This is a genomic window from Gammaproteobacteria bacterium, assembly GCA_015709695.1.
Classification (GTDB): Bacteria; Pseudomonadota; Gammaproteobacteria; order Steroidobacterales.
In genome coordinates this window covers 616,530-643,523 of record CP054183.1, presented here as the reverse complement: position 1 = coordinate 643,523, position 26,994 = coordinate 616,530, and the positions used below count along the sequence as shown (strand labels likewise).

Annotated in this window: 21 protein-coding genes and 1 pseudogene; 5 read left to right on the top strand and 17 right to left on the bottom strand. The window is 63.7% G+C overall.

The window, feature by feature from the left end:
* Nucleotides 1-120: 120 nt before the first annotated feature.
* From HRU81_02990 to HRU81_02980, 3 genes are all read right to left on the bottom strand, one after another.
* Entirely contained in the window at nucleotides 121-3,057 is a 2,937-nt protein-coding gene (locus HRU81_02990) for a TonB-dependent receptor (GenBank protein ID QOJ31154.1), read from the bottom strand.
* A gap of 76 nt (nucleotides 3,058-3,133) precedes the next feature.
* Nucleotides 3,134-4,072: a hypothetical protein gene (locus tag HRU81_02985; protein ID QOJ31153.1), complete on the bottom strand. Its 939-nt coding sequence runs from the start codon at nucleotides 4,070-4,072 to the stop codon at nucleotides 3,134-3,136.
* Nucleotides 4,073-4,097: 25 nt separating this feature from the next.
* Nucleotides 4,098-4,370, bottom strand: coding sequence for a 4-oxalocrotonate tautomerase family protein (locus HRU81_02980; GenBank protein QOJ33258.1), 273 nt, complete (start codon nucleotides 4,368-4,370; stop codon nucleotides 4,098-4,100).
* A 242-nt stretch (nucleotides 4,371-4,612) separates the two neighbouring features.
* Here HRU81_02980 and HRU81_02975 point away from each other — a divergent pair, with 242 nt between their 5' ends.
* From HRU81_02975 to HRU81_02965, 3 genes are all read left to right on the top strand, one after another.
* On the top strand, nucleotides 4,613-7,366 hold the full coding sequence (locus HRU81_02975; protein QOJ31152.1) for a TonB-dependent receptor: 2,754 nt from the start codon (nucleotides 4,613-4,615) through the stop codon (nucleotides 7,364-7,366).
* A gap of 165 nt (nucleotides 7,367-7,531) precedes the next feature.
* A complete protein-coding gene (locus HRU81_02970) occupies nucleotides 7,532-9,061 on the top strand; it encodes a UbiD family decarboxylase (protein QOJ31151.1) in 1,530 nt (509 codons plus the stop codon).
* 193 nt (nucleotides 9,062-9,254) lie between these two features.
* Nucleotides 9,255-9,635 (top strand): cupin domain-containing protein, encoded by a 381-nt coding sequence (locus HRU81_02965; protein ID QOJ33257.1) that lies wholly within the window; start codon nucleotides 9,255-9,257, stop codon nucleotides 9,633-9,635.
* Between the two features lie 21 nt (nucleotides 9,636-9,656).
* Here HRU81_02965 and HRU81_02960 read toward each other — a convergent pair whose 3' ends face one another.
* The 5 genes from HRU81_02960 to HRU81_02940 form a co-directional block, all read right to left on the bottom strand.
* A complete protein-coding gene (locus HRU81_02960; protein ID QOJ31150.1) occupies nucleotides 9,657-10,061 on the bottom strand; it encodes a CBS domain-containing protein in 405 nt (134 codons plus the stop codon).
* 148 nt (nucleotides 10,062-10,209) lie between these two features.
* Entirely contained in the window at nucleotides 10,210-11,502 is a 1,293-nt protein-coding gene (locus HRU81_02955) for an HlyC/CorC family transporter (GenBank protein QOJ31149.1), read from the bottom strand.
* 87 nt (nucleotides 11,503-11,589) lie between these two features.
* Nucleotides 11,590-13,275, bottom strand: a complete 1,686-nt coding sequence (locus HRU81_02950) for an amidohydrolase (GenBank protein QOJ31148.1) — start codon at nucleotides 13,273-13,275, stop codon at nucleotides 11,590-11,592.
* Nucleotides 13,276-13,349: 74 nt separating this feature from the next.
* The gene (locus HRU81_02945; protein QOJ31147.1) at nucleotides 13,350-14,132 is read right to left on the bottom strand and encodes a PEP-CTERM sorting domain-containing protein; all 783 of its coding nucleotides are present in this window, start codon (nucleotides 14,130-14,132) and stop codon (nucleotides 13,350-13,352) included.
* Between the two features lie 197 nt (nucleotides 14,133-14,329).
* Nucleotides 14,330-14,725, bottom strand: a complete 396-nt coding sequence (locus HRU81_02940; protein ID QOJ31146.1) for a hypothetical protein — start codon at nucleotides 14,723-14,725, stop codon at nucleotides 14,330-14,332.
* On the opposite strand from HRU81_02940, the pseudogene HRU81_02935 reads away from it, so the two are divergent.
* Both HRU81_02935 and HRU81_02930 read left to right on the top strand, forming a co-directional pair.
* A pseudogene (locus tag HRU81_02935) lies at nucleotides 14,706-14,813 on the top strand (transposase). The gene HRU81_02940 and the pseudogene HRU81_02935 sit on opposite strands and share 20 nt — an antisense overlap.
* Nucleotides 14,814-14,908: 95 nt before the next feature.
* Nucleotides 14,909-15,154 (top strand): DUF3297 family protein, encoded by a 246-nt coding sequence (locus HRU81_02930; protein ID QOJ31145.1) that lies wholly within the window; start codon nucleotides 14,909-14,911, stop codon nucleotides 15,152-15,154.
* A 14-nt stretch (nucleotides 15,155-15,168) separates the two neighbouring features.
* Here HRU81_02930 and HRU81_02925 read toward each other — a convergent pair whose 3' ends face one another.
* The 9 genes from HRU81_02925 to HRU81_02885 all read right to left on the bottom strand — a co-directional run bounded on the left by HRU81_02925 (nucleotide 15,169) and on the right by HRU81_02885 (nucleotide 26,974).
* Nucleotides 15,169-16,044, bottom strand: coding sequence for a hypothetical protein (locus tag HRU81_02925; GenBank protein ID QOJ31144.1), 876 nt, complete (start codon nucleotides 16,042-16,044; stop codon nucleotides 15,169-15,171).
* 88 nt (nucleotides 16,045-16,132) lie between these two features.
* Nucleotides 16,133-16,705 (bottom strand): hypothetical protein, encoded by a 573-nt coding sequence (locus tag HRU81_02920; GenBank protein QOJ31143.1) that lies wholly within the window; start codon nucleotides 16,703-16,705, stop codon nucleotides 16,133-16,135.
* A gap of 40 nt (nucleotides 16,706-16,745) precedes the next feature.
* Nucleotides 16,746-17,666, bottom strand: a complete 921-nt coding sequence (locus tag HRU81_02915) for a nucleotidyl transferase AbiEii/AbiGii toxin family protein (GenBank protein QOJ33256.1) — start codon at nucleotides 17,664-17,666, stop codon at nucleotides 16,746-16,748.
* Nucleotides 17,663-18,400: a type IV toxin-antitoxin system AbiEi family antitoxin domain-containing protein gene (locus tag HRU81_02910; GenBank protein QOJ31142.1), complete on the bottom strand. Its 738-nt coding sequence runs from the start codon at nucleotides 18,398-18,400 to the stop codon at nucleotides 17,663-17,665. The genes HRU81_02915 and HRU81_02910 overlap by 4 nt, the downstream gene beginning before the upstream one ends.
* Before the next feature lie 159 nt (nucleotides 18,401-18,559).
* Nucleotides 18,560-19,744, bottom strand: a complete 1,185-nt coding sequence (locus HRU81_02905) for a GIY-YIG nuclease family protein (GenBank protein ID QOJ31141.1) — start codon at nucleotides 19,742-19,744, stop codon at nucleotides 18,560-18,562.
* On the bottom strand, nucleotides 19,737-21,800 hold the full coding sequence (locus tag HRU81_02900; GenBank protein QOJ31140.1) for a DEAD/DEAH box helicase: 2,064 nt from the start codon (nucleotides 21,798-21,800) through the stop codon (nucleotides 19,737-19,739). The genes HRU81_02905 and HRU81_02900 overlap by 8 nt, the downstream gene beginning before the upstream one ends.
* Nucleotides 21,790-22,851, bottom strand: a complete 1,062-nt coding sequence (locus HRU81_02895) for a DUF1016 domain-containing protein (protein ID QOJ31139.1) — start codon at nucleotides 22,849-22,851, stop codon at nucleotides 21,790-21,792. Before HRU81_02895 ends, HRU81_02900 begins: the two co-directional genes overlap by 11 nt.
* Nucleotides 22,848-24,191: a hypothetical protein gene (locus HRU81_02890; protein ID QOJ31138.1), complete on the bottom strand. Its 1,344-nt coding sequence runs from the start codon at nucleotides 24,189-24,191 to the stop codon at nucleotides 22,848-22,850. Before HRU81_02890 ends, HRU81_02895 begins: the two co-directional genes overlap by 4 nt.
* Nucleotides 24,188-26,974 (bottom strand): class I SAM-dependent DNA methyltransferase, encoded by a 2,787-nt coding sequence (locus HRU81_02885; GenBank protein QOJ31137.1) that lies wholly within the window; start codon nucleotides 26,972-26,974, stop codon nucleotides 24,188-24,190. Before HRU81_02885 ends, HRU81_02890 begins: the two co-directional genes overlap by 4 nt.
* Between the last annotated feature and the right edge of the window lie 20 nt (nucleotides 26,975-26,994).

Here is a 26,994-nt window from a genome sequence, read left to right as displayed (position 1 = left end):
CCTGCTCGATGGCCCGGTGGTTGCGTCATCATCCTTGACGGGGTGATGGACACGATGCGGATCTCCGCGCTGATCGTGCCCCCCCCCCGGCGAGATCCTCCAGGAAACGCAATTCACTGCCTATTTCTGGCTGCCACCGAAGCGCATGCGTGCCGTCAATCCCCAGGTGCGCAGGCTGGGATAGTTGACGCTCATGCGCAACGGCGGGAAGTCGTCGAAGGTCGAGATGTTGCGGATGCTGCCGGTTCCCGTCGGCACGCTCGCATGGATGTCCGAATCGTTGGTCCAGAGGATGTCACGGAAAGCCGACAGCGGCTTGTCGTCGTCGAACAGGTTGCGCACCCACAGCTGCACCGTATAGCGCGGCGAGGTCATGCCGATGCTGAAGTTGGCCACGGTCCGAGACGGTGCCCAGCCCTGGTTGTCATTGCCGAGGTATATCCTGTCGATGAAATTGCCCGAGAGGCTCGAGACGAGGTCCCAATCCCCGAACAGCTGGCGTCTGTAGTCGAGCGACAGGCTGGCTGTCCATGGGGGCTGGCGCATCTGGGTCTTGCCCGAGATGTCGCCCGAGAGTGACTGGCAATGGCTGGCCACCGCCGCCTGGGCCTCGTTGGTGTTCGGCGGTGGCCCCGGAGTCGGGTCGGGAATGGTCTGGATCTGTGCCGGGGCGCAATTCGGGTCGGTGGTGTAGAAGCTGGGGAACAGCGAAAAACTGTCGAGCTTGCCGCTGACCATCTTCGAATCGGTGTAGCCGACGGTCAGCCGCCCGCTCAGGTTCTCGGTCAGGCCGACATCGGTAGTCAGCTCCCAGCCGAATACGTGGGCATCGCCCGAGTTGACGTTCAGTCCCTGCGGCTGGCGGAACTGCAGACCCGTGACCGGATCGACCTCGGTCAGCTGGCGCAGCACCACGTCCCGCCAGTCGTTGAAGAACATCGCCAGGTCGAAGCGGATGCGCCGGTCGGGTGTGTAGCCCTTCACGCCGAACTCGTAGGCGGTCATCTTCTCGGGATCGAAGCGGTTCACCACCGTGCTCAGCTTGACGCCACCCGTGGGGTCGATCACCTCCATCGAGGGCAGGATGCGGATGCCGCCCGGCTTCTCGGCGTAGGCGATGGAGCCATAGACCATCCAGCCGCTATCGAGCTTGTAGTCGAGGCCGATACGCCCGGTGGTGTTGTCGAAGCGGGCACTGCCCCCTTCGACTCCCGCAACGTGGGTGAGCCGGTAGTCGCCATTGCAGTCCGCGGGCCTGGGAGCGCCCGACGGACTGCAGTACTCCGCATCCTTGACCCAGCTGTCATAGCCGACGGGGTCGAGGACGCGCAGGTCGTAGTAGGCATTGCCGCAGTCGGCGACAGGCAGGTCGGTCGATGCCGGATAGGCGCTGCCCGGGGTCGGCGACAGGCAGGGGGTATAGTTGTAGCCGTCCGCCCAGCGGTGTTCCACCGTGTGGCGCAGCTCGATGCGCCCCTTGAGCTGATCGGTGATGTCGTAATCGAGGCTGCCGAAGAGCGACCAGGACTTCTGCTGCTCCTTGGTGTTGAAACGCTCGAGCGGATCCATGCCGCCAAACGGATAGAAGCTGCCGCCGAAGATGTAGCTGCCGATCGCCAGATTGGTTGGCAGCGCCACAGGGCCGATCGCGGTACCGCCCGTGGGGCTGATGTCGAACCAGTCGGGCAGCGGATCCGCGGTGTGATTCTGCAGCAGACCCTGCTTGTGGTCCTCGGTCACCGAATGGTAGAAGTACCCGCCGGCCTGCCAGCGCAGGCGCTGGTCGCGCGGGCTGGTGAAGCGCAACTCCTGGCTCCACTCCTCCACCCGGGGCCCCGCCTCGTAGTCCTCGACCCCGATCGGAATGCGGCGCCACGGCTGGGTCACGTCGCAGGCCGGCGGGTCGAGATTCGAAGTGGACGGGCAAACCACCAGCGGCGTGCCGTAGCCCGTGCTGTGGTTGAAATCCTGATCCTCCATTTCCCTCAGGTAGGAATACCCCGTCAGCGAGCTGAGGGTGCCGTAGCCGGCCTCCCAGCTGATATTGAGGTTGCTCCGGGTCACGTCGCGTTTCTGACCGAAGGTCTCGGCAATGTGCGGGAGCGCGTCGCGGCGGATCGACCCGGCCAGCGGCAGCGGGCCGGGATACCGCGTGTCGTCGAAGGTGGCCGGATCCAGGGCATCGGGCAGCTCCTCCAGCTTCGGCAGCCGGCCGCACCAGTTCTGCAGTCGTGGCTGGGAGCTGGCGGCCACGTTGTCGACGGTCTGCAGCACCTTGGGCTCGCAGTTGGCGAGCAGGCTCGCCACCGCGAAGTCATCGATCTCGTCATTCGAATGATAGATGGCCCAGTTGACATCGAGGCTGTCCGCCGGCCGCCAGCGCAGCTTTCCCTGGTAGCTGCGGTAGCGGTAGCCGCCGATATCGCGCCACGAGGCGGTGTTGTCGTAGGAGCCGTCCCAGTCGTCGTAGAGGAGCGATACCCGACCGGTCAGCGTCTCGCCCCAGATCGGGCCACTGACCTGTCCCATGATCTTCTGCTTGCCCCGGTTGCCGACCTCGCCCTCGACCTTCGCCTCGAACACGTCGCTGGGTACCTTGGTGACATAGTTGATCGCGCCACTGAAGGCATTGCGCCCGTAGGCGGAACTCTGCGGGCCCTTCAGGACCTCGATGCGCTCGATATCAAGCTGGCTGAAATTCAGCCCCTCGCGTCCTGACACGTAGACGCCGTCGATGAACACCGCCGCCGCGTTCTCCCCGAAGATGTCCTGGGGCACCACGCCGCGGATCACCGGGGTTGGCAGCACCTCACCGAGCGGATTGAAGAAAGAGAGGCCCGGGGTCAGATTGGCCACGTCCTGGAGGTTGCTGATACCCCTGGACTCGATGGCATTGGCGTCGAAGGCGGTGATCGCCAGCGGCGTCTCCATGAGCTTCTCTTCACCCTGGCGCCGCGCGGTGACGACGATTTCCTCGATGGCCTGTGCGCGCGCAGCCTGGCAGGCGACTGCTGCTGCCAGCCCCAACAGGACCGTCCGGGCGCAATTCCAGTCCATTCCCATGTGTCCCCCCTCCCGGAAGTATCGCGGCCACCTCCGACCGGCCCTCCGTACAGGGCCGCGCCTCTGGCCTTCACCCCCGCTTCAGCTGGCCCTGTCTGTCGAGCTTCGCCTTGTGATGAGCCGGAGTGAGCACCGCCACCGCGGCGCCGACGACCATGGCACCGAGGAACAGGCTCAGCTCCAGCCAGTACCTGCCCGGCTCCACCCAGATGTCCGTGTACAGGTGCCAGCGGCCGGCGATTTCGTAGGTGCTGTAGGCGATGAGCGCCGTCGGGATCGCGTAGCGGATGGCGGTCGTCACCTTCCACATCTGACGCAGGCGGTTCAGCAGGTACAGCGACCACACGCCTCCGGCGAAGAAGATGCCGTAGGTCACCGGATGACGATCGCCGAGGATGTTGTCGTCGTAGATGAAGAGCAGCACGAGGTAGAGGAACCAGAGGATGTAGAGCGTCTCGAGCGCGGTGATGTAGCCGAAGTTGCGCTCGTAGCCGTGGCTGGGCCTGCCGGTGCGCAGGCCGAGGCGGCGCTGGAACCACTGGAACATGTTGCACTTGGTCTCGCGGTTCATCAGCAGCGGCATCAGCGTCGCCAGCAGCACGCCGGCCGATGACATCATGACCAGGTACTCGCCCTTGGTGGCGATCTCCCCGGGGCTGTACTTGTCCATGAGGTCGGGCACGTTCAGCAGCACCTTTGCGGACCAGACGTAGGTGAACTCCACCCAGCCGGTCCACAGGCAGGTGCCCGCGAAAAAACCCAGCCAGGTCGCGGTCACTTCACTCTCGCTGCGCATGGCGATCCACAGGCAGGCGGCGCCGATGAGGCCGAGGATGAATGCCGAGGTGTAGACCCCGGCGTGGAACACCTTCTCCATCAGGACCATCTGCGTATGGCCGAGGCCCTGCATGATGAACACCACGAAGAAGGCCAGCATGCCGACGAATGGCGGGCGGTAGAACAACCGCCTGAAGGTGCCTTGGGAGTCCGTGGGCGCCGTGGTGGACATGTCGCTGTCCGGGTTCGTGGACCGATTACAAGCCGCGTCTTCGGCGCGACGTCACCGGCTCGCCACCGAGTCCCCAGTTGTCAGTGGGCACCTCGTCGATCACCACCATGGTCGTCGCCGGATTCTTCCCGAGCACCTCGGCCAGCAGGGCGGTGACACCCGCGATCAGCCGGGCCTTCTGCTCGGCGGTAGCGCCCTCGTCGGTGATCTTGATGTTGACGTACGGCACGGACCTTCTCCTGGTGACCGCCACCGGCACGCAGGCAAGCTGCCCCGGCCCTGCAACCTCCGCCGGGATCGATCCGACATTAGGGCAGGCGCGATCCGCCAGACCAGCCTGTCTGTCGTGCGCGACCACCAGATGAACAACCACGACCGCAGCCCGGAGCCTTGCTTGACTCCCGGGATCGTTGCCGGGAGATTGTTCCCGCGGTCGAACCGCCGGGACGTCCTGCTACAACTAACCTTTACTCTGCACCAGAACACCAGATTGCCGCCCGCCGGGGACTCACCGCAATACGCATTGGGGGGACTCGCATCATGGTTGTCCGGAGAACGAAGGGGTATCGGCGCCCGCACGCCTGCCGCGGTGTCGCCCGGCGCATTGCCTGCGCGGTAGTCGCTCTGCAGCTGCCGTTGCAGGTTTCCGCCGCGAGCCCGGGCACCGGAATCGACGAGATAGTCGTCACGGCCCGCAAGATCGACGAACGGCTGGCGGATGTGCCGCTGGCAATCACCGCGTTCAGCGAGCAATCGATCGAGTCGGCCGGCCTCAACGACCTCACCGATATCGCCAACATGACACCCGGCCTGCAGTTCTATGCAGCCGCCGGATACCTGGCTACCCCGATCATCCGCGGTGTTGCACCCACCGAGATCAAGGCTCGGGAAACCAATGCCGCCATCTTTGTCGACGGCATCTACGTCTCGGCACGCGAAGGCCTGAACTTCAGCCAGCTCGACATCGAGCGCATCGAGGTCGTCAAGGGTCCGCAGAGCGCGCTCTATGGCCGCAACTCCTTCAGCGGGGCGATCAACTTCATCACCAAGCGTCCAAGCGACAGCTTCGAGGCCAACAGCGCACTGACCGCGGGCAATCGCGGCAAGTTCGCGGCAAGCGGCTCGGTCAGCGGACCGATCATCGCCGGCACGCTCAAGGGCCGCATTGGCCTCAGCTACGACGGCTGGGATGGCTCCTACGACGATACGCTGTATGACCAGGACGTCGGTGGGCAGACCTATCGCTCGGTGCAGGGCAGTCTGCTGTGGACCCCCGTCGACACGCTCGACGTCCTGGCCAAAGTCTATTACTCCAACGACGACATCTCGCAGGTTGCGGCCGCCGCGATACAGTCGAACTGCGAGGATGCATCCATCCACAACCCGAAGCTCCGCAACGCGGCCGGAGTGCCGTACAACAGCCCGATCATGAGCAACTATTGCGGGGAGATCCCCATGGTCTGGTCGGGCAATGACCTGCCGATGGCCCTGGGTTCGGGAGGCGAGAACCGCGAAGTTTTCCGCAGCAGCCTGAACGTGGACTGGACTGTGTCCGCGGGCACGGTCAGTGCGCTGACCGGCTACGTCGACACCAAATGGGATGCCATCGTCGACTTCGGCCGCCTCGGCAACAATACCCCACTGGTCTACTGCATCGGGGTCTGGCAGTCGCCCAGCTGCAACAACAACAATACACCCACGCCACTCAAGCGGTTTTACAGCGGCATCATCAACCGCGAACCCGGTACCGAGGACCGGGAATTCAGCCAGGAGCTGCGCTTTTCCAGCCCACGCGACAGGTCATTTCGCTGGTCCGCTGGCGCTTACTACTACAACGTGCGCTTCGAGGACCTGGGTTTCCAGGCCTTCCTCACCAGTCCCCTTCCGGACGACCTCCGGCCGCCGACCATCTCCGATCCGCTGGATCCCAACTACGGCATCGGCTCCGGCGCCTTCTGTCCCTGCCAGCCAATGGGACCCGGCCGGTACCTGGCACCGTTTGGCAACGGCCTGTTCATCACCGATCCGGGCTACAACAACAACCAGATCGAGTCCATCACGCAGACACGCTCCTGGGCCACCTTCACCTCTGCGGAACTGGATTTCCTTGAACGCTGGACGTTGCGGGGCGAGCTGCGCTACACGTGGGAGTCGAAGGAATACCGGCAGTGGATCGTTCCGGAGCTGCAGTATCAGCATCAGGGGATATACCCGCGGCGCAGCGAAGCTCACCTGAAATCCCAGGACAACTGGGATTGGATCAGCGGACGCCTGACACTGGACTACAAGACGGACAGCGGCTGGCTGGTCTACACCTCACTGGCCAATGCCAGCAAGAGCGGAGGCTTCGCTGGCGAGAAGCCGAAGTTCATCGATCCCGTCACGCAAGTCAGCGGACCCGCCATACCCGTCGTCGAGCCCTACGATCCGGAAAAGAACTGGACAGTCGAGGCGGGCATCAAGGGGCGCACGGCCGACCGCCGCCTGGGCATCGATCTCTCGGTCTACCGCATCGACTGGACGGACATCGTCCTTCCACAGGTGCTGACGGAATATGTGGACCCGACGGATGGCGTCCTCAAGGGCACGGCGGAGACCATCACGCTGATGCGCAACACCGGTGATGCCACCGTGTGGGGCTGGGAACTGCAGGCCGACCTGCTGATCAGCGAGGAGTGGAGCGCGAGCCTCGGCGTCTCCTATACCGACTCCACCTGGGACAGCGCGAAACAGGCCTCCTACCAGTTCTTTCCCAGCTTCTACACCACGGATCCGAGCTGTTCGCCGGAAGCGATCTACGCCCTGCCCATTGCGCCCGTCAATGAACGAGCCCCCAAGGTCAACGCCTGCGCAGCCGCATCCGGTGACATCTCCGGCCAGGATCAGCTGCGGGTTTCGCCGTGGACGGCAAACGCCACACTGCAGTACCGCCATCAGCTGGTCGATGACTGGGACGTATATGGCCGTACGGACGTGAGCTGGCGGGACAGGTGGTACACGGGCAGTGACAACCAGAACTGGATACCGCCCTCCACCTTCGTCAACCTGCGTCTCGGCCTGGAATCCGGCCGGTACACCGTCGAGGCCTTCGTCGACAACCTCTTCGGCTTCAGCAAGCCGATCGGCGCATACCGTGACATTTTCCGCAGCAACACCCAGGACATCTATTCGCACAACAACCCGCCGACCAGCTCGCTCGGCGACTTCCCGCCACTGCGCGAGACGATCAACCTGCCCAATCTGCGGACCTGGGGCCTCACTGCTCGGGTGCGTTTCGGCAATGCGGTGCGCTGACACCGGGAGGCGCCAATGACTGTTCCGGATGACGCTTCGCCCCAGCTCGACCGACGCACGCTCCTGTCGTCGGCAGCCGGCCTGGCAGCCTCCGCAGCCGGCCTCCCTGTGCTGGCTGCGGAGACCGCGAAGGACGCCCCCATGACTGCAACGCGAAAAGACGGCATGCGGACGGGCTCCGGAACATCCTTCCCGTATGACAGCTTCCGGGACTGGATCGCCGCATTGGACGATCACGGCCTGCTCATGCGCGTCGGGCGCCTGGATCAGGACGCCTATGAGGTCACCGCCCTCGCCTACCGGCTTGTGGACAGGTTCGGCTGGTTCGGCGCGCCGGCGGTGCTCGCGGACGAAGTCAGGATCGACGGCCGTTGGGTCAAGGGCCCGCTGCTCTTCAACCACCAGGGGCACTGGAAGACGGAGTCGCTGCTCCTCGGCGTGGAACCCGGCAAGGCAACCGACCGGTATGGGTACCGGGCCGCGGTAGAACATTTCCTCGGCATCCTCGAGCGCAACGGTGGCAAGATGCCGCAGATCGCGCCGGTGGCGGTGGATGCAGGCAGGGCGCCCGTCAAGGAGGTGATCCTGCGCGGTGACGGGATTGACCTGACGCAGTTCGCCTTCATCCAGTCCAACCCGGGCGATGGCGGCCGTTACATCACGACAGGCTCGGTGTTCACCTCGGATCCCGAGCTCGGCATGAACTTCGGCACCTACCGTTGCCAGCTGCGCGGACCACGGCTGATCGGCGTCAATCCGGAGCCCGGCCAGCGGGCCTGGAAGATGTTCATGGCCGAGCGCGAACGCGGGGAAAAGCTGGCGAAGGTCTCCATCGTGCTGGGGCAGGATCCGATCATGTGGGTGGTGAGCGGGTCCGCACTGACCAAGGGCATGCGGGACGATGAGCTGGCCATCACCGGAGGTCTGCGCGGCAGGGCGGTCGAGGTGGTGCGTTCCGAAACCAATGATCACATGGTCCCTGCCCATGCCGAGATGGTGATCGAGGGCGAGGTGCCGCTGCAGGAGCCGATGCTGCCCGAAGGCCCTTTCGGCGAGATGTTCGGCTACCTCGGCCGCAGGAAGGAAGAGAATTTCTGGATGAGGGTCACCTGTGTCACGCATCGCAGGGATCCGTGGATCCTCAACCAGTTCACTGGCGTGACGCCCGGGTTCTGCCGGGTGCCGATGGACGCGCTGGCGCTATACCGGCTACGAAAGGCCTTTCCCGACGTGCTTGCGCTGGATTCCGTGGGTGGAGCCACCGGGTGGATCATCGTCACCATCGACAAGAAGAGGCGCGGCCAGGCGCTGGAGGTTGGCAGGCGACTCGCCCAGACCAGCATTTCCGCCAAGATCATTGTCATCGTGGACGAGGACGTCGACGGCACGAATCTCGGCGAGGTGATGCACACCGTCGGCTCGCGCTGGCAGCCCTTCCCCGCTGCCGAGATCCTCGATGACATGCCGGGTATACCGCTCGACCCGAGCGCAGTCAGATCCGGTCGAACCAGCAAGATCATCATCGATGCCACGCGGCAGTGGCCCGAAGAAGGCGGTCCGAAAATCTACCAGGAACGGAACCGCGACCTGTTGACGAAGTTGGCGCCGGCGGCGATTCCCGCGGTGGATGCACAGTGGGAGCGCTACCTGGCTGGCTGGAAACAGGGCAGCTGCTATCCCTTGCCGGGCGACTGATCGGCGAGCGTCCGGGTTTGACACCCCAACCGTGCGCCCAGCCGGCCGTCGTATCCTGCTGCATGCTTGGCATGCGTTGCTGCTCTGTTGCTTGCCGCGATGCGCTTTTCCGGGAGGTACCGACATCATGAAGACAGCCTACATCGCCTGTCCGCTCCTGCTTGTCCTGAGCGCCGCCCTCGCAGCCCCGGCCATGTCGGCAAACCCGCCAGCAGCGCAGGCAGCGGCCACGCAGAAGGCGGCAGCCGATGCGACTGTCATCCCGCTCATAGTGAAGGAGCTGGCGGACTTCCCCGGCAAGGAAGTCGAGATGCTCACGGTCGAATACGCGCCGGGCGCCTCATCGGGCAGCCACCGGCACAACGCGCACACGTTCGTGTATGTGCTGGAAGGCTCCGTCGTGATGCAGGTGGAAGGCGGAAAGGAAACGACGCTCGGGCCGGGTGGAACGTTTTACGAATCACCCGATGACGTGCACACGGTTTCGCGCAACGCCAGCAACACCAGCCCGGCCCGGTTCCTGGTGTTCTTCCTGAAGGACAAGGGGGCGCCGGGCACCGTCCCGGTGCACTGACCCCCCGCCGGCACGAGCCTCTCAGCGTCGGGCGCGGCTGATCTCGATCAGCGCATTCAGCGCATCGGTCACGGTGAAGATACCGAGGAACTCACCGCTGGCCTCGTTGACGATCACGCTGCCGATCTTGCGATCCGACATCGTGTAGGCCACCTTGTCGAGCGGCGTCGTCGCCAGCACCGCCACCGGGTCGGTGGCCATGATGTCCGCAGCGCAGACCTGGAACTTGTGTTCGTCACTGAGCCCCTGTGCAACGCGCACATCGCGGTCGCTCACCAGCCCCACCACTTTGCCTGCGCGCAGGATCGGCAGGTGTCGTACACCGCCTTGCTCCATCAGCTCCCGGAGACTGTCAATGGACATGTCTTCCGTCGCCGTCAGCGGGTTGGGCGTGGTGAATTCTTCTACAGGTGGATCCCATTTCATGAAGCCGTTTCTCCAGTCTTCTGTCTGCCGGAAGCGGCAGACGTCCAGCTCTAGTGAGCAGCGATTATCGGCTGCCCGCACGACATGGACAAGGCCACAAGCGGTTGACTGGCCACTCTGACAGGAGCGGGATCAGGCCTGGGCTGCCTCAGCCACCGCCTTCCTGCATCTCCCGGGTCGCCAGCACCTTGTCGAGACGCCGGCCGTCCATGTCCACGATTTCCAGAGTCCAGCCAGCCCACTGGATGCGGTCACCGGTCTTCGGCATCCGGTCCAGGTGGTACATGACGAGTCCGCTCAGCGTTTCGTAGCTGCCCGCATGGTCCCTGGGCGGAATGCGGATACCGAGATGGTCGAGCACATCCTGCACCGGCAGCGTGCCATCGAGGAGCCAGGAGCCGTCTGCACGGCGGAACGCGCGCGAGTCTGCGTCTCCGCCGTCGAACTCCCCGGCGATGGCCTCGAGCAGATCCTGCAGCGTGGCGATGCCGCGCACATGCCCATACTCGTCGATGACCACCACCAGCTGCGCGCGCGTGCTGCGGAAGGTATCCAGCAGTTCCATGCCGGAGATCGAATCTGGTACGTACACCACGGGGTCCAGGTTTGCGGTGAGATCGAGCGGCTCGCCGCGGATCGCCTGGGCGAGGAGCTGTTTTGCGGTGACGATGCCAATGATCTCGCTGAAGCCGTCACGGCCCACCAGGAAGCGCGAGTGCACGGACTCGCGAATGGTGGCGAGGTTGTGTGCCGCCGGTGAGTCGATATCGAGATGCACGATGTCGGAGCGTGGTGTCATCAAGGTCGTGACCGGCCTGTCCTCCAGCCGGAAAACATTGCGCAGCATCGTGCGCTCCTGCGCGGCGATCAGGCCCGACCGCGAGCCCTCCTCGATCAGGGCATGAATCTCCTCCTCCGTCACCGCCTCGGCCCTCGTCGCCCGGGAACCCAGCAGGCGCAGCACGAACTCGGTGGAGGCGGAGAGCAGCAACACGAACGGCCGCGCCAGACGCGCGAGCAGGTCCATCGGCAAGGCGACCGCGCGGGCGAGCCGCTCCGGATTGATCTGGCCGAGACGTTTGGGCACGAGTTCGCCGAGCACGATCGTCACGTAGGTGATGGCCACGACGACGAGAGCGGTGGCACCAGGATGGCTCGCCTCCACCGGCATGCCGAGCCGTTGCAGCCACTCCGCCAGCGGCCCGGCGAATCGCGCCTCGCCGATGATGCCGTTCAGCACGCCGATGGAGGTGATGCCGATCTGGATCGTGGACAGGAAGCGCGTCGGCTGCTCGCCGAGCCTGAGCGCGCGGGCGGCGCGCCTGTCGCCGGCCTCGGCCTGCGGGCGCAGGCGTGCCCTGCGCGCGGTCACCAGCGCGATTTCTGACAGGGCGAAGAACCCGTTGAGCAGGATCAGCGCCATCAGCAGGGACAGTTCCATCGCTTCTCACCTCGGTTGCCCGCCGTCCGGGCGACGCCCGGTCACGTCGGCCAGGGCGGTTGCCCACAGTGTACGATGGCGGCCGCATCACGGCCTCGGGTAGATGGTCCTGCCTTCCTTGATCGTCTCCACGACCCTGATATGCCTGATGTCGTCAACGGGGACGGTCAGCGGATTCCTGTCGAGGATCACCAGGTCGGCGAGCTTGCCCGGGTGGATCGAACCCTTGCTGCCCTCCTCGAAATACTGGTACGCAGCGTTGATGGTGATGGCCCTGATCGCTTCCATCGGGCTGACACGCTCGTCCGGCCCGAGCACCTGGCCGCTGCGCATGGTCCGGTTCACGGCTGACCACAGCACCATCATCTGGTCGATCGGCACCACGCTGAAGTCGGTGTGGTTGGTCGGCTTCAGGCCCATGGCGATCGCCGTCTTCATCGGGCTGATGAACGAGGCCTGTTCAGGGCCGCGGTTCTTCACATGCGCTTCGCCGAAGAAGAAGGTGTGCTCGGTATAGAAGGACGGGATCAGCTTCAGGTCGGCGTATTTCTGCAGCTGGTCCCTGCGCACGAACTGCGAGTGGATGACGACCGTGCGCCGGTCCCTGCCCGGGTCGGCCTCGATCGCCGCTTCGTGCGCAGCCAGCGCCATGTCGATGGCCGCGTCGCCATTGGCATGGACGATGGCCTGCAGGCCGTGCCCGTAGCACTGCCTGAACATGCCGTCGAGGATGTCCTGCGGGAAGGTCGGCTCGCCCCTCCAGTCCTGCTCACCGCCCGGGCCGCCGGTCAGGTAGGGAGTGGTGAAGAAGGCAGTCCGGCCCTGGGGCGACCCGTCCGTGAGGATCTTGCAGCCACCCAGCTTCAGGTGATGGTTGTACTTGCCGAATGTCGGGGCCGGATGCCTGGCCAGGATCCTGTCCAGGTCGGCGATGAATGGATAGGAGACGACATCGATGTACAGGTCACCACGATCGGCGGCGCGCTGGAGGGTCTCCACCTGCGCCTCCATCGTCGCACCGTCCTGGGCGGTGGTCACGCCGGCGGCCGCGTAGAGACCCTGGGCGAACCCGATCGCCGCCTGCTCCTGGTCGCGGGACAGCGCCGGCAGTTGCTCATGCAGCGACAGCCAGGCGGTTTCCATCAGCAGGCCGCTCGGCTCCTGGCTGCCGGGCAGGCGCGCGATGACGCCACCGGGCGGCGTCCGGGTCGCGGCAGTGATGTTGAACCGCTTCAGTGCCGCCGAGTTCAGCACGGCACCGTGGGCGGAGACGTGAATGACCACGACCGGGTTGTCCGGGAACGCCGGATCCAGATCGAGCCTCGTCAGCGGGTGATCCGCGGGCAGCAGGTTGTCGTCATATCCGTAGCCGATGATGAAATCACCCGGCTTCCTGGCCCGGGCCGCGGCGAACTTGCGCAGTTCGGCGACGATCTCCCCGGCAGTGCCGGCCGGGCCGACCGGCGGCGCGGTGACGTTCGCCTGGTCCTCCATCAGCAGGCCCATGATCAGGTGGCTGTGCGGATCGATGAAGCCCGGCAGCATCGTCCTGCCCGCCAGATCGACCATGCGCGTGGATGCACCCCTGTTCCGCGCCGACAGGTCAGCCAGCGACCCGGCCGCGGCAATCCTCCCGCCCCTGACGGCAACGGCCTCGACTACAGGATTGGCTGCATCGACAGTGATGATGCTGCCGCCGAAGTAGATGGTGTCGGCGGGCTCCACGGTCTCGCGTCGGGTGCAACCCGAGGCGATCACGGCCGACAGCGCCATCAAGAGAAGCGCGGGTTTGACGGCAGCCCGCATATGGCTCCGCCCAACCTGCTCGGGCCGCCGAATGCCCGGATTCAGGCCCCGCGGCGGCGCGCGACGCTGACAGACAGCGCAAATGCGGTGCCGAACAGCCACATGGCCCCCGGCAGCGGAACCGCGGGCGTCTCGTTCACACCGATCCGGACGCTGTACCAGCCATCGTTGTCGTCATAGGCACCCGGTGGGCCGCCGAAGTTGAAGCCATCGGGAATACCGAGAAACAACCGTGTCGCCCCGGCGGGTGCAGTGAAGGATTGGAAGACCCCGCCGGAAGTCTTGCCATCACCGATGTAGAAGACCTGCGCCAGGTCCGGTGACAGCGCAAGGAAATCCGTGCCGAATCCGACTGGTGTGAAATCAAGCCCTGTCGGCGCGATACCGTCAGGCACATCGTCATTCAGGAACACGCCCACCAGCGGCCCCTGCGGGCCCTGGTACGCGCTGATGCCACCGAAGGAAGTCAGGCTGCTGCCGGAAAGCGCATTGCCGCCCGGTCCGAACAGAGTACCGCCAAAGCCGTTGAAGAAACTGATGCCGCCGATCGCCGGATCGAGCGCCTGGATGACATCGCCTGCATTGACGCCGATCCCCGGCGGCAGCGTCTCGAGGATTTCCTCCGGGGTCGGACCACCATGCCTGATCAGGCCACCGGGCCAGGGCTGATCCGCAGCCGGAATCACCAGATCGCTCCGGCCGGCGAGCCAGATGGCATCGGAGCCGTCGATCTGGATGCTGTAGCTCGCCGCAAACGCCGTGCTCGTCAGCAACCCGACAGTCGCGGCTGCGCATGCATCACGAATCAGCTGAGGATACTTCATGTTTTTCTTGCCCGATGCCTGAAATCTGGCTGCGCTACAGTCTACGCCCCCGCTGCGCAAGCCCACAACCGTAGCATGCTCATCGACGGCGACAGGCCATCCCGTTCATGACGAAGCCACTGTCGTTGAACGTCCCGGCGACAGGGACACAGCCCGCGCGTGGGAGCGGTGCCGGTGTTACGGGAACGGTGCCGGTGTTACGGTTTCGATAACCGCCAGCCCCGACAGCCTGGACCAAAGAAGACAGCGGTGTTCGAGTTACCGAAACCGTAACACCGGCACCTGAGCACAAAGGCCTCGGTCTGCCCCATCGGATTGATTCCATAACCGGTGACCCACGCGCCGTCGGCGGAGACGCCCGTCGCTTCCACCAGGGTCCAGCCCGTCACCGCGGCGACGCCGTTGGCCACCAGCACGTCGAACAAGGCCTGCATGCCGCCGGCAATGTCCCCGAGGCCGACCATGCCGCTGCCACTGGTCCACCGGAAGGCCTGCAATCCTGACTGACCTGCTAGGTGATTTTCGGAGCGTTTGATTCTTGGGAAGATGGCTCCCTGGCACTGCGAGGGAGTCATGAAGAAGGCGAGGTTCACTGAGGCGCAGATGGTCAAGATCCTCCGCGAGGCTGACAAGGCGCCGGTGGCGGAGGTGGCCAAGAAGCACGGGGTCAGCGACCAGAGCGCCCGCTGCCCGGGCGGCCAGTCAAGCTTCTGCTGCTGCGGCACCGAATGGCGCTATGCTGCCCGCCACGTCATAAGGAAATGTGTGTACTGCCCATGACCGACACCCCACCCGACCGGCTGAGCACGGATCCCCGCAGCCCGCACTTCAAGGAGGATCTCCTCGCACGCGGCGTCGGCATCCGCTTCAACGGCAAGGAGCGCACCGACGTGGAAGAGTACTGCGTCAGCGAGGGCTGGATCCGCGTGGCGATGGGCAAAGCGCTCGACCGCCGGGGCCAGCCGCTGATGACAAAGCTCAAGGGCACTGTCGAGCCCCGATTCCTCGACCCGCCGCAGTAGGCGCACGCGTCCGATCAGACAGCAGCAGTCTGCGCGGAGCCGTCGCGGGGCGCCCGGTCCGGCGGGTTCGCGATGTAGACGATGCCTGCCGCGTAGACCGCCGTCACGACGATCGTCGTGAGCGGATACTCGACCGGCTTCAACCAGACCTCGTCGTAAAGACCCATGTAGGACGGCATCTCCATCAGGCCCCAGGCGACGATACCCACGGGAATACCGTAGCGAAACGCCGGGCCCACCTTCGGAAACCTGAGCAGCTTCCAGAAAATGTAGCCGAACCAGCTCGCCCAGCCGGCATAAGCGGCGACCATCAGGGACTGGTTGGCGCCGATGAAGGACACGTAAAGCCAGAAGAGGTAGCAGGCCCACACCACGAAAAGGGTCTCCATCGCGACGATGCGGCCCATGCTGCGGCCATTGCCGGAGGTGGGCATGCCGGGCGTCATGCGCAGGTTGCGGTGGAACCAGCGGATCAGGTTGCACTTCGTCTGCCGGTTGTAGAAACCGTAGAGGAGGAACACGGTGGCGAAGATCGGCAGCGTCGAGATCAGGAAGGTAACGCTGCCTGCCGCCTCGAGGCCGGGAGCCGCGACGTAGCGCGGCCAGGCGAAGAACGCCGCGTAGAACTCGAACGTCAGTTCGAACCAGCCGACCCAGACGAACTGGGCGCCGAGGAAGGCCATCCAGGTGGCCGCGACTTCCCCGAGCGCGAGGCTCCGGGCAATCATCACCGCGCCGACGAGGCCGAGGAGCAGCGACGGCAGCTCGTGGCCGCCTGCGAACCAGGCGCGCAACAGCGCCCACATGGAGTGCCCGAGCCACTGGCTCAGGAATGCGACGCCGAAGGCCACGAGGCCGGGGACAGGCTGCTTGTAGAGGGCGGTGGCCATGGGTGCTCCGGACAGTGCGGCCGGTGATTATGGTGCAGCGGTCGAGCACCTATCAAGGCAGTCCCCTGCCATTCGGCCAGTCACGGCCTCAGGCCGAAGTGCCAATCCTGAAGATGAAAATGGTGGCCAGCGCGATCACATTGAACAGCAGCATCCCGGCATTCATTCTTGCGCGAGTCGCCGATCGCAAGTACCTGATGAAAATTGCCGTCAGCAATATTGCCCCAACAGGAATCGCAATCGTGACGTAAACCAACAGGAGATTGGTGGTGGCGCAGCTGTCGCCTATTCTGCACAGCAGGACAATGATGGCGTACAGCAGGACCGCGACAAAAACCATCAGGTTGAGAAGGAAGAACGTGGCAGCGACCATTCCCCTGAGCCTCGTGCCCTTGAAGAAGGACGACGCGTAGGCCAAGGCAACCACCAGAATGGCAATGCCCGCATAGCCAATCAGGTCCATTCGTCCGCTTCCCTCGCCATCGGCGCCTGCATTCCGGACCGGCTCCTCGGCCCTTCGCGCTTGCCCGGACGTCCTACCGACGTTCTCCATGGAACGCGCGGCGGCGGCGGTCATGCCCTCGAGAACGATCCTGCATTCACCTGCGGACGGCCGCGTTGCACCACAAACCGCCGCGTCGCCGCCATTGCGAATGGCCATGCAGCAGGCTTCCTGGGGGGTGGGCGCGAAAGCAGAATCATCACCTGACGCTCGCAAACCCGGTGATCAAAGCATCGGCCTGCTCTGCGAACTTGGACGCGTTGGCCTTGCGCAGCTGCAGCAGGTTCTGCAGTTTCCAGCGCAAGCCGGGCAGATGCTCAAGGTGCGCCATGCCGAGCCGCGGCCATTCGGGCTCCGTGCGAACGAGTGACAGGAGAAACCGGCGCTCGTCGTCGTCCAGCTCCCGCTGGATCTGCTTGATCATCTTGTCCCTTGTCGCGGTCAAGGCATCCAGTGGCACGGACTCCTCGGTCATTCCCTGAAAGCTGTGTGCGTAGTCGTGCCGGATGTCGCGCAGCTGCGGAAACAGCAACTCATGGATGGGTCTGTTGCCACAGGCCAGGTAGACGACGAATGAGCGACGGATGCCGGGCGTGATTCCCTCGTGCTCGTAGAGTTTCATCACGTCGAAGAGGTCGCGCGGATGTTGACGATCGAGCGCGGCGCAGAGCTTGCCGCCGTACAGATCCTCCAGCGACACCATTGGAAGCTCCAGGTCAGCGAGCAACTGGTTGCGGGCGGCATGCACGAGGGAAACCCTGCGCACAGGATGCACCGTCCCGCGCATGACGACGTTGGCTTCCACCTTGACTTCGATCCGGTCGCGTCGTACCAGCAGCTTGGTTTCGCCCGCCTGCGCTTCTGGAATGTGCACCTGAAATCCACGCCGAACGAGTCTGTCGGCGGCTTCGCGGATCGCCTCGTTGATACGAGCCAGCGCCTGCTCTCGTGGCAGTGAATGGTCAGCAAAGACCAGATCGAGGTCCACAGACAGACGGGGCATGTCACGCACGAAAAGGTTGATGGCCGTGCCGCCCTTCAGAGCGAAGGTGTCATCGACGAATACCAACGGCGCGACCTGCGCCATCATCCTCGCCGTCTGGAGATACAATGCATTCACGGCTTGAGCACCAGCAACCCTTCCGCGGATCGCGCCACCCACGGCCGATCGCTGCCTTTCGGAAGCGCGGCCGGATCGAGCTTGCTCATCCAAGGCAGCGAGCCCTCCCCACCCAGCAGCAGACACAGCCGGACCGTCTTGATGCTGGTGCACTGCTGCAGAAGTTCGCGCAGCACATCGGCGCGCAGGTAGTAGGCGCTTTCTACCAGCTCGCGGGCTTCCTGCAGTGTCTGCCTGACACCGACCTCACTCAGCAGTTCCAGCAGTGCCCGCTCCGGCGCGGAGACCCGCGGAGCTTCGCGGCGTTGCTCGAAAGGGCCGACATGAAGAAGCGCTTCGGGCCGTTCGTCGAACATTCGCTTTCGGTGATACTCGGCGGGAAACCTCTCCGTGAACCATGGGGGCAGACGACCGGCCGCCCACCCGTAGAGCTGCAGTACCGGCTGCTGTGCCACGTATTGACGCAGCCCGTACCAGTCGAGCGCCGACCTGCCTCCCACGTGAAGCCCTTCGAACTTGCGTTGCAGAAGCAGCAGACTGGGGTGCAGCGCGGGTGGATCGTTTGGCCTGCAGAAAACGCCGCGCGCCAGGCGCGTAAGCCAGCCAGCACGAACGTAGTGAACCGCCAAGTCTGCGGATATGCCCATGGCAGCCAGATCCTCGGACACCAAGGGGGTGCCAGGCGCCAGCCGCGTGTGGAGTCTGTTTAGCAGACTTTGTTTAGTCGTAGTCATGCTACGGTTAATACATCTATCTCAAATGAAAGTCAATTTGATACAGATGAAATTGTCGTAATTTGGCTACGATTCGCTGATCTATGCCAAACAAGGGGTCAGCTTTAAGTGCAAAACAACACGCGGCAATGCGAGGGCTATTCCTGCATTTGGGCTGTCCTATGCCTTCACCAGCTTCGCTCCGCTCGGATCGTAGACGTAGCCGGTGATGCTGCCATCCTTGATGCGCGCGACGGCCTCGTCGATCACGAACAGCGGCACGAGAAACCATTCCTCGGGCTGCACGGGATGACCGAATCGGTCGTTGATGGTGATGTTCAAGCGCGCGGGCGCGAACAGTCTGTGGAACAGGTTCTCCATCCGGGTGCGGTTGATGCCCGCGAGCTTGTAGGTTGCAACGACCTCGACCTTCGCCAGCAGGTAAGTGGCCTCGTGCTCGGCGTTGGCGATGCGCGTCTCTACCTTGCCCCCGGTGACGCCCAGCTTGTGGATGATGTCGCGGTGTTGCGCGACGTAAGGGTGATCGGAGAGGGAGCGCAGGACGTAGATCGTGCCGCTTTCGATGTCGTCGGCCTCGAGCTCGCCGCCGAAGGAGAGCTGCCCGCTCTCGGGCGAGGCCAGTCGTCGCGCGGCGGGGTCGTTGTAGAACGCGCGCTGGAGCGAGCGCAGCAGCAGATTGCTTTCGGTGCCGTTGGCGAAGATGAGGCGCAGGCGCCGATCCACTTCCCCGGCGGTGGTTTTCAGCGGATCGCCGAGCTCGGCGACGTAGAGCGTCAAGCCATCGAGAACGAAAAAATCCCCGGCCTCGATCGCGCGGCGTCCCGCCTCGATTGGCTGTGACTGGCGCAAACCGGTCTTGACCTCTGTCGCGACGCGCTCGAACAGTGGCCTGAACGCCTCGAAGTCTGCGCAAGGCTTGCGATCCGCGATCTCCTCGGCGGCGCGCTTGTCGGCGCTGGTGCGGACATGGCGCAGCACCGTGATGTCGTCCGCCTCGACCACGCCTGCCAGTTCGGCGGCCAGATCATCGACGTCGATGGTGTCGTCCGCTGAAGCGGCAACGGTAGGCGCCCCGGCAAGCAGGCCCTGATGGTCCAGCGGTTCGAGCAAAGCCCGGCAGTCCGGGAGCGCGCGCAGACGATCGAGCCGCACGGCGTACAGGCGCTCGAAGATGTCGCGGTCTTCACCGTGTTGCGGCGCGTGGCCGTGCTTTTCCGTGTAGCGCTGGATTTCCTCGAAGCCGGCGATGATGCGCTCCTCCCTGGCCGACCGGCCGCCCTGCTTTTCAGGCGGCGCGAACTCGGCCAGCTCCGCAGCGAGTTCGTCGAGATCGGAGCTACTCATAGCGTCCCTCGGCCTTGAAGCGCATGAAGGCGGCCGCGCCTTCGGCCATGCGTCGCTCCCAGGCATCCCGGGAATCGAGCGCCGGAATGCGGCCGCGCTCCTTCTTGAACTGGACAGCGCGCACGGCCATCTCCTTCGCCTCCTCCGGCGTCAGCCCCGTGCGCTTGGCCGAGATGGCCGCCGCGACCTGCTTCAGGCTGTCCGCGCTCATGGTCCGGGCGAGGATGGCGTAGGCCGCCCCGAAGGGGTTGATGCGATCGATCAGGTCGATGTCCAGCTCGCGCACGTCCATCGCGAAGCGGCGGACGCCATCGAGCAGGGCGGTGTTGGGCGAGCCCTCGCCCTCGCCTTCGGCAACGAGCCGCTTGGCCTGCTGCGTGAGGTTCAGGGCAGCGATGGCGTGCTGGCGCACGGCCTCCTGATCTTCGGCATCGAGCTCGGGATACTTGTCCTTGATGATCTTGCCCATGCGCACCTGCGTCAGCTCCTCGGGCACCAGCTCCTCATCGAACAGGCCGCGCTCGATGCTGGGCTTGTCCTGCACGAAGGCGGCGATGACTTCGTTCAGGTCTTCCTGGCAGATTCGCGTCGCCTCCCTGCTCCTGGGCTCGGCGATGCCTCTGATCTCGACCTGGTACGCCCCGGTCTGCTCATTGACGCCGACATTGCAGCGGCCCGGATCGTAGCCAGCCTCGCCATAGTTGAAGCCCGGCGTCGGGCCGCTGTCAGGGTGCTTGGGCTTGAACTCGAAACGCGGGGCAAGCACCTGCTCCATCAGCAGGCTCGCCGCGATGGCCTTCAAGGTATCGTTGACGGCCTCGGTGACGGCTTCCTCGGCCGCGTCCGGCTCGGCGATCAGGTTGGTGAACCGCGCCCGGGTCTTGCCGGGCGCATCGCGGGTGGCACGGCCGATGATCTGCACGATCTCGGTGAGGCTCGCGCGATAGCCCACGGTCAGCGCGTGTTCGCACCAGATCCAGTCGAAACCTTCCTTCGCCATGCCCAGCGCGATGATGATGTCCACATGGTCGCGGTTGTTCTTCTGCACCGGGTCCTTGAGCGCGGCGGACACACGGTCCCGCTTCGAGTCATCGTCATCGACCAGATCGGCGATGCGCAGCACGCGCCCATCCGGTCGCTTGACGAGCTGAAAGCCGGTGGCCGCATCGATCCCCTGCCACTCTCCCAGCGCCTCGATGATGTGTTCCACCTCGCGCATCTTGTCCTTCGTGCTCTCGCGCGAATTGACGTTCGGGATGTGGAGGATGGTCTTCTCGCCCGGGTCGAGGACCTCGAGGATGTCGTCGACGTAGGGGCCGCTGTAGAAGAAGTAGCCGATGTCGAGCTGCTTGAGGTACTCGTAGCCGTTGAGCTGTTCGTAGTAGGTGTAGGTGACGGTGTCGAACTTCGCCTCATCCGCAGGCGCCAACACGGCCTCGGCGTCGCCGCGGAAGTAGGAGCCGGTCATGGCGACGATATGCGTCCTGTCCCGCGCGATGAACTGCCCCAGGTGCTGGCCGAGCCTGTTGTCCGGGTTGCTCGATACGTGGTGGAACTCATCGACCGCGATCAGGCGGTCGTCGAAGGCCGCAACGCCATAGGCATCGACCGCGAAGCGGAAAGTCGCGTGGGTGCAGACCAGCACCTTGTCGTCGCCTTCGAGGAATGCGCCCAGCGATTTGACCTTGCCGCCGTTGTCGTTGCCCGGCGCGTTGCAGAGGTTCCACTTCGGCTCGACGTGCCAGTCGGCCCAGAAGCCATGCTGCGACAGCGGCTCGTCGTTGAAGCTGGCACCGATGGATTTCTCCGGCACGACGATGATGGCCTGCCGGATGCCCTGGTTCGTCAGCTTGTCCAGCGCCACGAACATCAGCGCCCGGCTCTTGCCCGATGCCGGCGGCGACTTGATCAGCAGGTATTGCTCGCCCCGCTTCTCGTAGGCCCGCTCCTGCATGGGCCGCATCCCAAGCGCATTGGCCCGGGTCGATGCGCCGTTGCGGGCATAGGTGACGGAAACGGAGGGAACGGCGCGCTGCCTGCTGGCGTCATCGATCATGGTCGGCATCATTTCCCGTCAATTCCTGTTCGATCTGTTCGATGCTCGGCAAATCCGTCGCCAGTTCCGGCGGCAGGGATTCGATCAACTGGTATTCGGCCACGCCCAGCGGCTGCGTGTTCTGGCGCAGCGCGTATTCGGCCACCACCTTGTTCTTGCTCTTGCACAACAACAGGCCGATGGTCGGGTTGTCCTGCGGGTGCCTGACCTGCTCATCCACCGCCGTCAGGTAGAAGCTCAGTTGGCCCAGGTGCTCGGGCTGGAACTTGCCGCCCTTCAGATCGACGACCACATAGCAGCGCAGCTTGAGGTGATAGAACAGCAGATCGATGAAGAATTCATCGCCGCCCACGTCCAGCAACACCTGTCGCCCCACGAAGGCGAAGCCGGCGCCCAGCTCCAGCAGGAATTCGGTGACGTGCCTGACCAGCGCACCCTCCACCGCGCGCTCCTGCGCCTGTTCGGTCAGGCCGAGAAAGTCGAAGCGGTACGGGTCCTTCAGCGACTCGCGCGCCAGGTCGGACTGCGGCCTGGGCAGGGTCAGCTCGAAATTGGTGGCGGCCTTGCCGCTGCGCTCCAGCAAGCGGGCTTCAATCTGCATCACCAGCACATTGCGCGACCAGTTGTGCTCGATGGCCTGGGCGGCGTACCACTTGCGGGTTTGGGGGCCGGGCAGCTTGTCCAGCAGCGCCAACTGGTGATACCACGGCAATTGTGCAAGCACCTCTTGCACAAATGACTGATCCGGCCATGCCTCGGCGAAAGCACGCATGTACTTCAGGTTTCGCGGGGAGAAGCCTTTCATCTCCGGGAAGGACGAGCGCAAGTCCTGCGACAGCCGCTCGATGACTTTCGCGCCCCAACCCTGTTCGGCCTGCCGTGCCAGGATGTCGCGGCCAATCTGCCAGTACAGCAGCACCAGCTCACGGTTGACCGCCAGCGCGGCGCGTTGCTGAGCGGTGTGGATGCGGGCTTTCAGCTCGGCCAGCCACTCGGCGTAGCCTTCGGGCGCGGGTATCAGCTTGACGGGCATTGCATCTTGGGTGCTCATGATTTCTTTCCCCACGGCACGCTCTCTGAGTCAGTCTCGTACCTCGCCGTCAACCGGTTGGTATAGGTGTTGTCGTAACCACACAAGGCCAGCACAGACAATTCCAGGTACCACAAGCTCAACTTCCATGCGTCCTCGTAGCAATCGTGCATTTCCTTCTTGCTAACGGGATGAACCAGAGAATTTCGGATGTCGGTGATGGCGTGCGGCGCATCCATCCACTTGGACTCTTTTTTGAAGGAGCCATTCGCCTGGCGGATGTCCGGTGCTGCATCCGTGATCTCGTTCGGAATACCGCAGACAGAGAAGAGCATTCGCAGCCGGTCGGAAGCACGCAAGTCGTCAAAACCCTTTCCGGAGATCATCTTGCGATCCACCACAAGAGAGTGGTACGCCAATCGCTCCAAGGCAGACTGTGCCAGGATGATGGCGGCGTCAATGCTCGGCGAGCCGCCGCGCGTATTGGCCTGTAAATACCAATAGATCGCCGAGCGCAGACAATTTCTCCATTCCTCCGATTGCTGCCAACGCTTTGCAAACAATGGGAACAGGAGTTCCGCCTGACTCGCTTTGCACGGAGTGAACCACGAACAAGGTGGCCTGACAGCATGCGGGGAAGCGAAAGTCCTCCAGGACGTCACACCTGCAGCATCGAGTCCCACCCCACATACAGGCCAGCACCGGCTTCCTTTGACGAACGACAGAAAGCTGGCCAAGAGAGAACATTGCTCTTGGGCATCCTCACCTGAAAACGACTCGCCATCCTTGCGCTCCATCTTCACTACATGAGTCAGGAAACAGCCGCCTTCGTTCTTGATCCGCTCCCAAGCTTGACCTGTAGCGTTCTCAGGAAGTCCCTGAAGGGAAATTTTCCAGTCTTCAGATTCCAGCACCAATAAAGCACATCCCTGAGGGGCAGCCTGCTGATGCTGCCCTCCTCCGAAATCTGGAAAGTTGAACAGGTGAAAGATTGCAGCAACTGATGTTTGTTGCCGCATGTCACACAACACCACCGGCTCGGATTCAGGGTACCAATCTATCTCCAAACCGTCGGCGCCGGCCCTCCATCTTCCCCGGAATCCATCGATCTTCTGATCTTTGAACAGAAATGACACTTCAATCGAGTCATCGCAGAAGAAATGAAATTTACGCTCGACGGTTATCGAGGTGTTTGCATGAAAGAGCACGCGCGGGGCAGACACAAAGCGCAGCAATAGATCAGCCTCGCCGGAAAAGCTGTCATCGCCCATTCGAACTTCCGCCTCACCTCGAAGCAGGACGACGGGATCAGGCGCGGAGAAGAAGCCGTATATCGGTCGCACGGGTTCGGGGCGACTCATGCCCTTCTCCTGTTGGCACTCTTCTTGGCAACGTCCTTCCTCACCACCGTTGCCGCCATCTTCGCGTACAGGTCAAACAGCTTTTCCAGCCGCTCAGTGTCGTTCTTGAAGCGTCGACCGATATAGATGCGCTCCAGTACTTCGTCGTTGCGCTCGTGCGCGGCGCGCAGGTCGGGGGGCATGTTTTCGGGGTCGTACAGATCGGCGATGGTCGCGGGGAAATGGTGTTCGCGCGCCAGCAGGATATCCTCGGCACAGCGCGTGAGATCGGCCTTGTTCTTTTCGGTCAGAGTCGGCACCGGGAAGGTGTTCCAGCCGAGGGTGTTGGAGTAACGAAAATCGGTCTTCAATTTGCCGCAGACGGTGGCGATCCAGACCAGATGCAGGCGACTGGCGATGAGAGCCATGTTCCAGAGCGGAGCGTCGTAGAGAGCAAAAGCGAGGTTGGAGACGACCGAATGATTGTCGATCAGCCCAACGGGAAGATACTCGCGTCCTTCCGATGACACGCCCGGAAGAATCAGCGTGTGCCTTTCGCCGTGATACGTCTCGCGGAACTGATGCGCCCGCCATGCCATTTCATTCGTGCCCGCATCTTTGCTTTTGAGCCGCATTTCCCGAACGGCTTCAATGCGAGGTCGTATAGAGGCTACCTGCAAGGCCTGTGACAACTTTTCGTCACGAATCCAGAGGCATTTGCGAACGACTCCACGAATGAACTCGGCTGAGCCGTAGATGCGCCGAAGAAAAATCTCTTCATCCTGCTTGCTCAAGCCGAGCGAGGCCGCATCATCCGCGGACAACAAGAGATTCCCTCCATCGACGGGCATGTTGCCAAAGGACATATCGGGCAGGCCCGAAATACTCATGCGTTGTCCATCGACCACCACGTTCTCGCCAACGGTCAGGTAAGGCGTGATGTTGGTCGCCTCGCGCACGGTGGTTCCGCCACAGGCATCCAGATCGTAAAGCTGGCGCTTCTTACTCGCGTCCGTAGAAAGACCAACAATGGCGACCGTAACGCCGGCGTTGTACGCGGCGAGGTTTGTCCATTTGAAGCTGGTATGCGCGAAGCGGATGTGAGAGCCGCGTTTGAAAATTTCCGGCCACAGGATCGGGACGATGCGCCCCTGGCAGATGGAGTTGGTGCTGACGAAAGCCGAATCCGTCCGCGTGGCTTGCGCGTAGGCGGCAGCTTTCATGAACCAGCCACCTACATAGTCAATTTGTTTGGACGAAATGCCATAAGGATCAAACACCGAAGCCAAATCAGCCTTCTGCTCTTTGGTCTGCGTCTGGCTACCTTTGTAGGGCGGGTTGCCACAAATATACGTCTCGCCGCCTTCGTTCTTGAAGTCGATCTCCACCTGATCGAGTGGCGTTTCAAACAAATCATCCGCCAGCACCCTTACGCCGGTGCCCGTCGGCGGGCAAATGCTCAACCAATCCAGCCGCAGCGCGTTGCCGCAGGTAATCCAGTTCTCATTGCGCAACGGCAGGAACTCGGCCAGCGCCAGCTTCTGGCCTCGGTACAACACGTCGCACTGGTACTCGGCAATGACCAGCGCAAGGCGGGCGACCTCCGCCGGGAAGTCGCGCAGCTCGATGCCGCGAAAGTTGGTGAGCGGGATTTCCGACGCGCGATCCGGCTCGCTGCGCCTGCGGTTGATCTCCGCCTCGATGGCGCGCATCTCCTTGTAGGCGATGACCAGGAAATTGCCCGAGCCGCAGGCCGGGTCGAAGACCCTGATCCGGGCGATGCGCTTGCGCAGGTTGAGCAGGGTGCGCGGGTTGTCGCCGGCCTCCTCCAGCTTCGCGCGCAGGTCATCGAGGAACAGCGGGTTCAAGACCTTCAGGATGTTCGGCACGCTGGTGTAGTGCATGCCCAGCTCGCCGCGCTCCTCATCCTCGGCGACGGCCTGGATCATCGAGCCGAAGATGTCGGGATTGATCCGCGTCCAGTCGAGGCCACCGACGTGCAGCAGGTAGGAGCGGGCGATCCTGCTGAATCGCGGCACCTCGACGCTGCCGGAGAACAAGGCGCCGTTGACGTAGGGGAACTCCGCGGCCCAGCGCGGAATGCCGGCGGCGGCCCGATCCTCGCGCCGGGTGTTCATGGCGCGAAACAGCGTGGCGATGATCTCGTGGGTATTGGAGGCGTCGCGCTCGCTCATCTGCGCGACGGTGTCGGTGAAGCGACCCTTGCCGATGAAGATGTCGGTGTCTTCGGCGAAGAAGCAGAAGATCAGCCGCGCCATGAAGTGGTTCATGGCGTGGCGCCGCTCCACCGTGCCCCACGCGGGGTTGTCCTTCAGCAGTTCGACGTACAGGCGATTCAGGCGGCTGGTGGCCCGGATATCGAAGGCGTTCTCGCTGATCTGGCGGACGGTGCTGATGCCCGCCAGCGGCAGGAAGAAACCGAAGTGGTCGGGGAAATCCTTGTAGGCACAGGCGACGGTCTCGCCGCTGGTCAGGTCTTCGGCCTCGAAGTCCGCGCCGTCCGTGGCGAGGATGAACTTCGCCTTGGCCTTGGTCGTGGCCGGGCTGGCCTTGAGCGCGGCCAGCGTCTGCGGCACTTGCCCCACGTCGCAAGTCAGGAGGTGGATGTTGCTGGTCTGGAGCACGCCGCCGAGGTCGGACTTGTTCGACGCTCCGGCGCGCAGGCGCTTGAGCGTCGTCGCCTTGTTGCCGAAAGCTTCGAGGAAGGCGTAGGGGAACTCGGCGCGGTCGAAGGGCTGCTCCGCGAGGTCGGTGATGGCCTGTTCGATTTCTACGGCATTCATGGGCGTGCAGCTCTCCCTCC